We start from the raw sequence: 11993 nt of genomic DNA, 5'->3' as shown, positions 1-11993 counted from the left end.
CTCCGCGCAGGCGGGGAGAAGGGAGGAATTTCACGGCCGTCGGATCGGGGCACCGTAGGGGCGCGGCGCCGGGACATTCGGCGGTCCGCCGGGGGGCAGCGTCCGTTCCCGCTTCCTTTCGAACATCTTGCCCCAGACGCCGTCGGCATCGCGCTCGTGCGCCGAGGGCTGCGAGGAATAGCGCAGGGCCTTCTGCGGGTCCTTGTAGTAGGCCGCGAGCGGATTGAAGGACGCCCGTACCTGGGACATCAACTTGCTGAAGCCGGGGTTCTCCTGGCAGAAGCGGGCGACGAAGCGATACGTCCGGGAGCCGCTGGCGAAGAACTTGAACGAGTCGGCCAGCTCGGGGTCAAGCGGCGTGATCCCGCGATGATCACCCAGCAGCATATGCGGGTTGCCGCGCTCGGACGTGTAGATGTCCTCGCACAGCACGGCGATGAACTCCTCGAAGGTGTCGTAGCGGTAGAGGCCGCCGGTCATGACCACGCCGGTGTAGTCGCGCCGCTTGCTTTGCGAGATGTCCCGCAGGGCATGCACCAGCTCGTGGAACAGGATCGATTCCGTCCAGCCCTTGCCGGGCAGGTGCGCGCACGAGCCGCCCTTGGTGAACTTGCCGGGCGTGTAGCGCACGGTCGGCATCACGATGGTGGTGACCTGGTCGTAGTTCGGCTCGACGTCGGCGCCGCAGGCGTCACCCTCCTCGTCCGGATAGGGGATGATGTCGACGACAAAGCCGTGGAAGCGGATCGAGCCCAGCAGCGCCTTGCCGGATTGCGACTGGTGGATCTTGTACAGGACGGCGCGGACGGCCGACGTGTATTGCGTCGCGGCATCCTTCTCCAGCCCGGCGGGCGTGATCTTCAGCTTGAACGCGTCTTCGAACATGGTGACTGCTCCTGCCGCACCCGGGGCGATCGAATATGCGCCGCGGCGTCGCCCGGTCCGTCATCCCGAGCGCAGCGAGGGATCTCCCGCGAATAGCGCACCGTGCACCTTGCCGCAGGAGATCCCTCGCTGCGCTCGGGATGACGGGTGGACGATATGCGATCGCCCTGCTGCCGCGCCTTCGACGAACGCTACGCCGCCGGCAGCAAGCCACCCAATTAAAACTGCTGATGCACCGATAAGGTGATCTTTCAATTCCGCGGCGTCAGGGCCGCGTCAACAATCTGCGCCGTCAAGGCGCGCGCACGCGCCGTGGCCCGTCAATGCAGGTTGCGGCGGTCGCGCCTGGGGGCGGCGGCGGGCTGCGTCGGCCGGTCCTTCGGCGGCGGCGCCAGGGCCGACTGGTGGTGCGCGATCTTCCAGGCATCGCCTTCGCGCACGAACATGTTGGTCGCCACCAGATGCGCCTTGGGCAGCACCTCGCGGCAGATCACCACGCCCATGCGGCCGCGCACGATGAGGCGGTCCTCGACGATCTTGATCTGGGCCGGAGTCTCGGGATTGCGCATGATCGCCTGCCAGCTCGCCATGATCGTAGCGCGGTCGAACAGCGGCGGCTGGCCGGGGTGCAGGCAGGCGACAGGCGTGGCGCTGGCCCACAGCTCCTCAAGCGCGGCGAGGTCCCGGCGCATGAAGGCGCGGTAGAAGTTGCGGTTGGCCTCGGCGACGCCATCGCGGTCCTCCTCCTCGAGGCCGGCGATCAGGGGCACGAAGCGCGGACGTCCTGCCATGGCGGTGCTGCTCCCCGTTTCGTGCCCATCTCGTTCGAGCCAGTGTCGTTCGTGCCCGTGCCGCTCAGCGGTTCTTGAACACCGGCTTGCGCTTCTCAACGAAGGCGTCGACCGCCTCCTTGTGGTCCTCGGTCTGATGCGCGATCGCCTGCATCGAGGCCGACATGTCGAGCAGGCTCTGCAGCTCGCTGCGCTCGCCTTCGCGCAGCAGGCGCTTGGCCATGCGCAGCCCGTAGGCGGGATTGGCGGCGATCCGCCGCGCCAGCGCGCGGGTCTCGTCCATCAGCCTGGCATCGTCGACGACCTTGGAGACGAGCCCCATCTGCAGCGCCTGCTCGGCGTCGAACTGCTCGCCGGTGAATGCCATCAAGCGGGCGTTGGAGGCGCCCACGGCGCGCGGCAGGAACCAGGCGCCGCCATCGCCCGGGATCAGGCCCAGCTTGACGAAGCTCTCGGCGAAGCGGGCGCTCTTGCCGGCGATGCGGATGTCGCACATGCAGGCGAGGTCGCAGCCGGCGCCGATCGCATGCCCGTTGACGGCGGCGATGATCGGCACCTCCAGCTCGTACATCGCCAGCGGGATGCGCTGGATGCCGCGCAGGTAGCCGACGCGCACGTTGTAGGCCCCGGCGGCGAACATGCCGTCCTGGCGCTGCATCTTCTTGACGTTGCCGCCCGAGCTGAAGGCGGTCCCGGCGCCGGTCAATATGACGCAGCGCACGTCGTAGTCGTCATTGATCCGGCGCAGGGCGTCGACCAGCCCGCTGATCATCGACTCGTCGGAGATGGCGTTGCGCACATCGGGGTCGTTGAGGGTCAACGTGACGATGTTGTCGCTTTTTTCGTACAGCAGTTTGTCGCTCATCCGTGCACCCTCGGGCCTCTGGTTCGACGTTTACTTTGGCACTATGGGTTCTAGGATTAATCGACGGCGGCCGGCTTTCCAACGCGATATTGGGGCAGGCTGCCCTGCGCACCCGTTGGAGGACGTCCGCGATGACCGCGCCCGCGCTCGAGTTCCCGCCGTTTCGGCTGCCGCCGGACACCGAGGCGCTGCGGACCGAGATCCGCGCCTTCCTCAAGCAGACCCTGCCCACCATCACCGGCGGCGACCGCTTCAAGAGCTGGAACAGCCGCTCGCCGGAGTTCAGCAAGAAGCTCGGGGCCAAGGGCTGGATCGGCATCACCTGGCCCAGGCAGTATGGCGGCGGCGAGAAGAGCTTCCTGCACCGCTACGTCGTCACCGAGGAGCTGCTGGCCAACAACGCGCCCGCCGGCTCGCACTGGGTCGCCGACCGCCAGAGCGGCCCCGGCATCCTGCGCTTCGGCAGCGAGGAGATGAAGCGCTCGATCCTGCCGCGCATCGTCAAGGGCGAGTGCTACTTCGCCATCGGCATGAGCGAGCCCGATTCCGGCTCCGACCTGGCCTCGGTGCGCACCCGCGCCGACAAGGTCGACGGCGGCTGGCTGGTGAACGGCACCAAGATCTGGACCAGCGGCGCGCACCGCTCGCACTACGCCATCACGCTCTTGCGCACGTCGGGCACGCGCGAGGACAAGCATCGCGGGCTGAGCCAGCTGGTGATCGACCTGTCGCTGCCGGGCATCACCATCCGCCCGATCATCAACCTCAACGGCAAGCACGACTGGAACGAGGTCGTGTTCCGCGACTGCCTGGTGCCCGACTCCATGATGCTGGGCAACGAGGGCGATGGCTGGATGCAGGTCACGTCCGAGCTGGCTCATGAGCGCAGCGGGCCGGAGCGCTTCCTGACCAACGTGCATGTGCTGAAGGAGCTGGTGAAGCTCGTGGGCCGCCAGCCCGGCCGCCACGCCCAGGAAGTGGTGGGCAAGCTCGCGGCGCGGCTGTGGAGCCTGCGGCAGATGTCGCTGTCGGTGGCCGGCATGCTCGAGAACGGCAAGTCGCCGGTCACCGAGGGCGCGGTGACCAAGGATCTCGGCACGCATTTCCAGCAGGATCTGCCCGAGGTCGCGCGCGTGCTGGCCGAATCGGATGCCGCCGACGCCGACGACATCGCCGACTTCCTCGACATGTGCCAGATGGCGACGCTGGCGGCGCCGGCCTATTCCATCCAGGGCGGCACGACCCAGATCCTGCGCGGCATCATCGCCCGCGGCCTGGGCCTGCGCTGAAGGACACGAGCGATGACCACCGAGCAGACACCGGAAAACGAAACCCGCCAGATGTTCGTCGAGACGGCCGCGCGCCTGTTCGCGGCCGAGGCGACGCGCGAGGTCATCAACGAGCTCGAGAAGGGCACATGGCCGGCCGGTCTCTGGCGCCAGGTCGAGGACGCCGGCCTGCCCTGGGCGGCGGTGCCCGAGAGCGCCGGCGGCGCCGGCGGCACCATCGGCGACCTGATGGCGGTGCTGCGCGAGGCGGGCCGTCATGCCGTGCCGCTGCCGCTGGCTGAGACCGGCCTGGGCGCGATGCTCGTGGCCCAGGCGGGGCTCACGCCGCCCGCCGGGCCGCTGGCGCTGGTGATCGCCGGCGCCGGATCGCCGGTGCGGATCGCCGGCGGCAAGCTGGCGGGCCGGGCCCAGCGCGTGGCCTTCGCATCGGTCGCCGACTCGATCGTCGTGGTGGCGCCGGGCGCCGCCGGCACCGAGGTCGCGGTGGTGCCGCGCGCGGCGGTGAAGATCGAGGCGCAGCAGGGCCAGACCGGCGAGCCCTACGACACCGTGACGTTCGACGGCGCTGCCGCCGCGGCGAGCGCGGCGACGTCGGTGACGCCCGAGAGGGCGCTGGAGCTGGCGGCGCTGGCGCGCGTCAACCAGATGAGCGGGGCGGCCGACCGCGTGCTGGCGCTGGCGACGCAGTATGCCAAGGAGCGTGTGCAGTTCGGGCGCGCGATCAGCACCTTCCAGGCCATCCAGCACATGCTGGCCGAGCTGGCGACCTACGTCGCCGTGGTCGGTGCCGCGGCGCGCACCGCGGCACGCGATGCGGAGGAGGGCGACGGCGCCTTCGCCATCATGGCGGCCAAGACCCAGGCCGGCGAGGCGGCGCACAAGATCTGCGCCATCGCGCACCAGTCGATGGGCGCCATGGGCTTCACCTACGAGCACGTGCTGCACCACTACACGCGCCGGCTCTGGGTATGGCGGCGCGACTACGGCAGCGAGACCTACTGGGGCGCGAAGCTGGGGCGGGCGCTGGCCGAGGCCGGCGCCGACGCGTTCTGGCCGTCGCTGACCGCCAGCAGCATCGCGGCGTAGCGCCCGAAGCACCAGCCTGATACATCCACGCCGTCATCCCGAGCGTGGCGAGGGATCTTTCTGAACGACGCGCCGCGCGCGCCGTCCGGGAAGATCCCTCGCCACGCTCGGGATGGCAGTTGCGATGCGCCTTCCGACGATGGTCGGTATCGGGCCGGACGCCGCCGCCCCGGCACGGGCCTGCTCTTGGATCGTGAGGCCTGATGATACGGCTATCTGCCGCCAGCCGTCTGCGGCCGGTGTTGTCCTGGATCTTGTGGCCGCTGCTCCTCGGTGCCGGCCTTCTCGGGACCGGCCTGGCGCTCGCCAGCGACCACCCCCTGCTGTGGTTCAACGCGGTCTATCTGACAGTCGCCCTGGTGATCGGCGGCCTCGAGCGGCTGATGCCGCACGAGGAAGGCTGGCTGCAGCCAGACAACGAAACGGTCGACAATCTCGCCCACACGCTGCTGAACAAGGGCCTGACTCAGATCGGCGCCGCGATCATAACCGGCTTCGCCATGGTCGTGGCCACGGCAGCGGAGTCGGGGATGCCCGTGGCGGGATCGCCCTGGCCGCTCCAGGCGCCGATGGTGGCGCAGGTCGCGCTCGGCCTGGTCATCGCCGAGCTCGGACTCTACGGCGCCCACCGCCTGGCGCACGAGAAGCGCGTGCTGTGGCGGTTCCACGCCCTGCATCACAGCGTGCGGCGGCTCTGGGTCATCAACACGGGCCGCTTCCATGTCGTGGACTCGCTGTTCAAGATCGTCCTCAGCCAGACCCCGCTATACCTGCTGGGCGCGCCGCTGCCGGTCTTCCTGTGGATCAGCGCCGTGACCGCGTTCATCGGCCTGCTGACACACTGCAACATCGATCTGCGCACCGGCCCGCTGGACCATGTCTTCAACACGCCGGCCCTGCACCGCTGGCATCACTCCATGGTGCCGGGCGAGGGCGACAGCAATTATGGCGAGAACCTGGTGCTGTGGGACAAGCTGCTGGGCACCTATTTCAACCCGCCGCGGCGGCCGCCGGCGGATATCGGCATCAGCGGGCGCATCGCGCGCGGCTTCCTGCGGCAGCTGATGCAGCCCTTCACCGCCGCCGGCGTGCGCGCGCTCTTCCGGCCGTGATGCAGGTGCCGCGCAGCGCGTGCAACAGATGAAACCAAGCAGCGCGCACAGCGAAGTCGGCCGGAAACAGAGAGTCCCTAACTAAAGAGCCGCCACCGAAGGCGCGGCACCTGGGCCGCGCCCGAACGACCCAAGGAACAGGCTCATGGGCGACATCGACCACAAGATCGACATCAACGGCATGGCGCAGCCGACCAACTCGACCTGCTGGCTTGCCTGCTACAAGATGCTGCTGAAGAAGGCCGGCAAGGACAACAGCGAGGCCGCCATCCGGGCCAAGTTCAAGACCTTCAACATCAATTTTGATGACGCCTACAGCAACGGGCTGGACAGCCGGCAATGGAGCCTGGCGGCGTTCGCGCTGGGCTTCGCGCCGATGCTGCCGCTGCAATTCAGGCTGAACACCAACTGGTGGGGCAAGACGTCGGGCGAGGAGGCCTTCCTCGCCTTGCTGGCCAAGGGACCGTTGTGGATCGGCCGCAACGTCAATTCGACGACGTCCCACGCCATCATCGCCCGCGGTTATGCCTCGTGGGAGAACAAGGTCGTGTGGCTGAACCCGCAATCGGCATCGGGCAGCGCCTTCGACCAGCGCAGCAAGCTCGACCTGTTCATCGGCATGATCGGCACCGCCATGGGGGGCGTGCAGCTGCACGCGGCGCACGCGGCGGCATAGCGGCCTGGCACGCGCCGGCCGGTGCGGCCTCACGCTGGTGCCGCGCAACAGATGAAACCAACCGCGGCGGCCGCGCAGTCATGCGGAAACCGGCGCGGCCCATACACCGGCGGCAGCGACGGGCCGAGCAAGGGAGAGGGCCATGGCCAGTTCAGATTGGGATCCGAGCTTCAAGAACCCCGGCCTGGCGAAGGCGCGCCTGACGCTGTTCTGGGCGTCGAACTACAAGCTCAACACCGCCAAGACGGTGCTCGACTACGCCGAGAAGCTGCTGGGCGAGCACAATATCGGCTTCGACGTCTATCCCGGGAGGGTGCGCAGCGACAAGCACACCATCGAGGTGCCCGACCGGCCGCTGCTGCCGGAGGAGTACAACGATCTGCGCCTCAAGGCGGGCGCCATCTTCGATGACCAGAAAACGCCCGACAAGCGCCAACGGCTGCCCGTGATCTTCTGCGAGTTCAAGGACACCGGCATGGGCCTGACGGTGCTGACCCGGCCGCCGGGAACCACCACGGGCTCGCCGTGGCTGCCGTACTGCCTCGTCAGCGGCGCGATCGCCAACGACGAGTCGGTGCTGATCCACGAGATCGGCCATGCCGCGACCAACTCGCCCAACCACCTGCCGCAGCTCGGCAACATCATGCACGAGGCGCCGGCCAAGCAGAAACGCACGATCATCGTCAAGACGCAGGTGCAGGCGATCGTGCGGTCCTACTTCGTGCGCTGACGATGAAGCCAGCCGACGATCGGCAATAAAAAGGCCGTCATCGCAGGCGATGACGGCCTTTTTGGATGGCGGCGCCTCAGCTGGTCAGCCGCGACCACCAGCCGCGCCGCGGCTTCTCCGGCGGCGCCTCGACGGCGATGGAGGGCACCACCGGTGCCGGCGGTGTTTCGGCCTCGGGTGCTGCGGCCACAATTTCCAGCACCGGCGTCGGGAGGGGCGGCGGCTCCGGCAGGGCGGCGGGCGGCTCCTCGGCAGCGGCGACCACCGGTGCCGGCGGCGGTTCTTCCATCGCGGCCGCCAGTGGCGGCTCTCCTAGCGCGGCCGGCGGCAGCGGCTCTTCCGTCGCGGCCGCCGGCGGCGGCTCGATCATGGCGTCGGGAGCCGGGGGTGGCACCGGCGCCTCGGCCGTGTCGCCGGCATCGGTGTCCATGCCGGGCTCCGTGCCGTCGGCGGCCTCGGTCGATCCGTCGTGGTCGCGGCGTCGGCCGCGTCCGCCGCGTCGGCCGCGCCGGCGGCGGCGCTGGCCATCGCCCTCATCGGTCTCGGCGGCAGGCGTGCCGGCCTCGATGTCGTCGCGCTCGCCATCGGCGGCACCGTCATCGGCAGCGGCCGTGCCCTCCGGCGTCTCTTCTTCAGCCAGGCGGGCGTCGCCGTTGGGCTCGGCGCCAGGCTGCACGGTGTCATCCAGCGCCGCCGTTTCACCGACGCCGCCCTCGCCTTCGCCTTTGCCGTCACCACGGCGACGGCGGCGGCGGCGACGGCGACGGCGCCCATCCTCGCTGTCCTCGCCCGCCAGGGCTTCCGCGATCGGCTCGCCGGCGCCGGCGCCGTCATCGGCCTCGGCGCCGTCCTCGAACTCATCGTACTGCGCCGAGGCGGTCTGGCGCAGCGCCGGCGGCGGCTCGACGGCGCTGCGCGCCTTGGTGCGCTCGATGTCGTAGTGCGGCGGGATGAGGTCGTCGTCGCCGGCGATCAGCACGTGGAAGCCGTAGCGCTGCTCGGCGTCGGCGATGTTCGTGCGCTTGTGGTTGAGCAGGTAGAGCGCGACGGCGACCGGCACCTTGACCACGATCTCGCCGGCCCGGCGGCGGACGCCTTCCTCCTCGATGCCGCGCAGCACATGCAGGGCCGTCGATTCGACCGAGCGCACGCGGCCGGTACCCTCGCAATGCGGGCAGACCTCGGTGACGTTCTCCAGCAGGCTCGGCCGCAGGCGCTGGCGCGACAGCTCGAGCAGGCCGAACGGGCTGATGCGGCCGATCTGGATGCGCGCCCGGTCCGACTTCATCGCCTCCTTCAGGCGGCGCTCGACCTGGCCCTGGTGCTTGGACTCCTCCATGTCGATGAAGTCGATGACCACGAGGCCGGCAAGGTCGCGCAGCCGCACCTGGCGGGCGATCTCCTCGGCCGCTTCCAGGTTGGTGCGCAGCGCCGTCTCCTCGATGTTGCGCTCCTTGGTGGCGCGACCCGAGTTGACGTCGATGGCGACCAGCGCCTCGGTCGGGTTGATGACGATGTAGGCACCGCTGCGCAGCTGCACGATCGGCGAATGCATCGCGTCGAGCTGGGTTTCGATCTGGTAGCGGTGGAAGAGGGGGATGCCGTCGCGGTAGAGCTTCACCTTCGGCACATGCGAGGGGATGAGCTGGCGCATGAAATCCTGCGCCCGGCCGAAGCCATGCTCGCCCTCGATCTGCACTTCCTCGATGTCGCTGTTGTAGAGGTCGCGGATCGACCGCTTGACGATGTCGCCTTCCTCGTAGATCAGCGCCGGCGCCTTGGACTGGAAGGTCAGGTCCCGGATGCTGTCCCACAGGCGCATCAGGTAGTCGTAGTCGCGGCGGATCTCGGCCTTGGAGCGCTCCAGGCCGGCGGTGCGCAGGATCACGCCCATGCCGCTGGGCACGTCGAGCTCGGCCAGCATCTCCTTCATGCGCTTGCGGTCGCCGGCATTGGTGATCTTGCGCGAGATGCCGCCGCCTCGGCCGGCATTGGGCATCAGCACGGCGTAGCGGCCGGCCAGCGACAGGTAGGTGGTGAGCGCCGCGCCCTTGTTGCCGCGCTCCTCCTTGACCACCTGCACCAGCAGGATCTGCCGGCGCTTGATGACTTCCTGGATCTTGTACTGGCGCGGCGGCGGGCTGCGGCGCGGCCGCTGCTCGTAGTCGTCGCCGCCCAGGGTCTCGACCGGCACTTCCGGCTGCGGCGCTTCCGACGGATCGACGACGGCGGCGTCCGTCGACCCGGCCGGTGCGGGCTGCTCGCTGCCTTCGGCGCCTTCCGCCGCCGGCGGCAGGTCGGCTGCCGCTGCTTCGTGCCCGGTCGGGGCGGCCGGCGCCGGTGCGCCGTCGGCGTGATCGGTGGTGTCGGCCGGGGGCGCGGTGTCGTGCGCTGCCGGCGCATCTTCGACCGCCGGGCCGGTGAGGCTGTCCGTCGCTGCGGCCGCGGCGATGGTCTCGCTGCGGGTCGCCGGCTCCTCAGGGGCCGCGGCGGCCGGCGGCTCCTGGATGGTCGGGGGCTCGGTTGCCGGCGGGGGCGGCTCGGCCGCGCTGTCAGCGCCGGGCTCGGCGGGTGCCTCGTGAGCCGGCTCGTGCTCGTGCTCGGCGTGCGCGTCGACCTGCCCCGGGCTGGTCTCCATCAGCTCCGCGGTGAACTGGGCGCGCTCCTCGCGCGCATCCTCGATATCGCTGCGGTCGACGCGCCCGGAGTGGTCGCCGTTGCCGCCTTCGTCCTCGCGCTGCGCGCGCTGCGCCTGCTCGGCCAGCAGCTTCTCACGGTCGGCGATCGGGATCTGGTAGTAGTCCGGATGAATTTCCGAGAAGGCCAGGAAGCCGTGGCGATTGCCACCGTACTCGACGAACGCCGCTTGGAGCGACGGCTCGATGCGCACCACCTTGGCGAGGTAGATGTTGCCCTTGAGCTGCTTCTTGCTTGAGGTCTCGAAATCGAACTCTTCGAGACGGGTTCCGTCAACCACGACGACCCGAGTCTCCTCGGGATGCGTGGCGTCGACCAGCATACGCTTGGCCATTGCCTATAAACTCCGCGACGTCCGCGGAAACGCCCGTGCGAACCGGCAGGCGCGACGTCCGTCGCTCTGTCACGGGGTCGGTGGCGCCGGCGTTCTCCCGTCGAACGGCGCCAGGGCGCCAGGACGGGGACGATGTCGGCACCCGGCGGCGTGTGTGACCAGCGCCGACCCCGGGGTTTCTTAAAGCCGCCGTCACCAAAGCGCCGGACCCTGAATGCCCCGGGCAGCCGCATCGGCCACACCTGCCGATGGAGGGCAGGTTTCAGGGCAGGTATCCGACACCGTCAGTAGCATTGCCCCAACGCAACATTACCGAACGACGACGACTGTTCGCGGTTCGGACCATACCCTTGACCGGGGCGCTCGACAACCCGAACTTCGAGTACGGCCGATTGTCAATGTATTGCGTTAAGAATATGATTTAGGTATATGATAAGGCACAATTATAAATTAGAATATGGTACCGCTGACCGCGTCGGGTGATTAATCTACACGGCCATGTCGCACAATTCTGACCTCACCCGCAGGCGTACGGCTTGGCTGATGAGCACGGCCTTGGTCGGGATTCTAGGGCTGTCGGCGCCCGGCGCAGCGGCCGATCCGCCGGCCAAATCGGCCCGGCCGAGCAAGCGGGCGGCGCCTGGCCGCAAGGCGCCACCGCAGCCCAAGCTGCGGGTGGTGGTGATCGACCCGGGCCATGGCGGGCCCGACTCCGGCACGATCGGCGCCTCGGGCTTCTACGAGAAGAATGTCGTGATGGTGGCGGCCCGCGTGATGGCGCGGCAGCTCGCGGCGACGAAACGCTACAGGCCGGTCCTGACACGCAACGGCGACACTTATATCGCCCTGCGCGACCGGGTTGCCCGCGCCCGGGCGGCCAAGGCCGACCTGTTCGTATCGGTGCACGCCGATTCCCATCCCGACCGCTTCACGCGCGGGGCCAGCGTCTACACCCTGTCGGAAAGCGGATCGGACCGCGAGGCCGTCGCCCTGGCCGCCAAGGAGAACAAGTCGGACATCATTGCCGGCGCGGATTTTCGCAACAAGACGGCCGACGTCACCAGCATCCTGATCGACCTGTCGCAGCGCGACACCATCAACCAGTCGCGGACATTCGCGTCCCTGCTGATCGGCGCCCTGGGGCGCAACGGGGTCGGGCTGCTGGCGCACACCCACCGTCATGCCGGCTTCGCCGTCCTGACCGCGCCGGACACGCCCGCTGTCCTGCTGGAAATGGGCTATCTGTCCAACCGTCAGGACGAGCGCCTGCTGGTCCAGCCGGCGTTCCTCCTGCGTCTGGCCAACGCCGTGGTCGACGCCGCGGATCGCTTTTTCGCCAGCCGGCCGGTGTCGGACCCGCTGCCGTTGCCCAGCGTGTCGAACCCGCCGCCGACGGCGCCGCCCCGGCCCGGCCCGGCCGCAGCCTCGAAAAAGGCGTAGTCACACACCATTGTCCGGGTCATAGCAGCGCTGGTCGGCTGCCAGCCGGCCGGCGAACGGATAAGGTATGCCTGGTAACGTGCAACGA

At 69.0% G+C, this 11993-nt stretch carries 10 protein-coding genes; 6 read left to right on the top strand and 4 right to left on the bottom strand.

Annotated elements, in window-relative coordinates:
- Positions 1–30: 30 nt before the first annotated feature.
- The 3 genes from FHP25_RS17580 to FHP25_RS17570 form a co-directional block, all read right to left on the bottom strand.
- Complete coding sequence (locus tag FHP25_RS17580) at positions 31–885, bottom strand: hypothetical protein (RefSeq protein WP_147848252.1); 855 nt, start codon at positions 883–885, stop codon at positions 31–33.
- Positions 886–1205: 320 nt separating this feature from the next.
- A complete protein-coding gene (locus FHP25_RS17575; protein ID WP_147848251.1) occupies positions 1206–1676 on the bottom strand; it encodes a nuclear transport factor 2 family protein in 471 nt (156 codons plus the stop codon).
- Between the two features lie 64 nt (positions 1677–1740).
- Positions 1741–2541, bottom strand: coding sequence for a crotonase/enoyl-CoA hydratase family protein (locus tag FHP25_RS17570; protein WP_147848250.1), 801 nt, complete (start codon positions 2539–2541; stop codon positions 1741–1743).
- A gap of 131 nt (positions 2542–2672) precedes the next feature.
- On the opposite strand from FHP25_RS17570, the gene FHP25_RS17565 reads away from it, so the two are divergent.
- From FHP25_RS17565 to FHP25_RS17545, 5 genes are all read left to right on the top strand, one after another.
- The gene (locus FHP25_RS17565; protein WP_147848249.1) at positions 2673–3830 is read left to right on the top strand and encodes an acyl-CoA dehydrogenase family protein; all 1158 of its coding nucleotides are present in this window, start codon (positions 2673–2675) and stop codon (positions 3828–3830) included.
- A 12-nt stretch (positions 3831–3842) separates the two neighbouring features.
- On the top strand, positions 3843–4916 hold the full coding sequence (locus FHP25_RS17560) for an acyl-CoA dehydrogenase family protein (RefSeq protein ID WP_147848248.1): 1074 nt from the start codon (positions 3843–3845) through the stop codon (positions 4914–4916).
- Positions 4917–5119: 203 nt separating this feature from the next.
- Positions 5120–6028: a sterol desaturase family protein gene (locus FHP25_RS17555; RefSeq protein WP_147848247.1), complete on the top strand. Its 909-nt coding sequence runs from the start codon at positions 5120–5122 to the stop codon at positions 6026–6028.
- Between the two features lie 145 nt (positions 6029–6173).
- The gene (locus tag FHP25_RS17550) at positions 6174–6704 is read left to right on the top strand and encodes a papain-like cysteine protease family protein (RefSeq protein WP_147848246.1); all 531 of its coding nucleotides are present in this window, start codon (positions 6174–6176) and stop codon (positions 6702–6704) included.
- 142 nt (positions 6705–6846) lie between these two features.
- Positions 6847–7434 (top strand): hypothetical protein, encoded by a 588-nt coding sequence (locus tag FHP25_RS17545; protein ID WP_147848245.1) that lies wholly within the window; start codon positions 6847–6849, stop codon positions 7432–7434.
- Between the two features lie 76 nt (positions 7435–7510).
- On the opposite strand, the gene FHP25_RS17540 is transcribed toward FHP25_RS17545, so the two are convergent.
- The gene (locus tag FHP25_RS17540; protein WP_147848244.1) at positions 7511–10465 is read right to left on the bottom strand and encodes an Rne/Rng family ribonuclease; all 2955 of its coding nucleotides are present in this window, start codon (positions 10463–10465) and stop codon (positions 7511–7513) included.
- Between the two features lie 543 nt (positions 10466–11008).
- Between FHP25_RS17540 and FHP25_RS17535 the strand changes: the two genes are divergently transcribed.
- Positions 11009–11905: an N-acetylmuramoyl-L-alanine amidase family protein gene (locus FHP25_RS17535; RefSeq protein WP_178133594.1), complete on the top strand. Its 897-nt coding sequence runs from the start codon at positions 11009–11011 to the stop codon at positions 11903–11905.
- Positions 11906–11993: the final 88 nt, after the last annotated feature.

It is taken from the genome of Vineibacter terrae (assembly GCF_008039615.1).
In the GTDB taxonomy this organism is placed as follows: Bacteria; Pseudomonadota; Alphaproteobacteria; order Reyranellales; family Reyranellaceae; genus Vineibacter; species Vineibacter terrae.
This window is presented reverse-complemented; position numbering and strand designations above follow the sequence as displayed.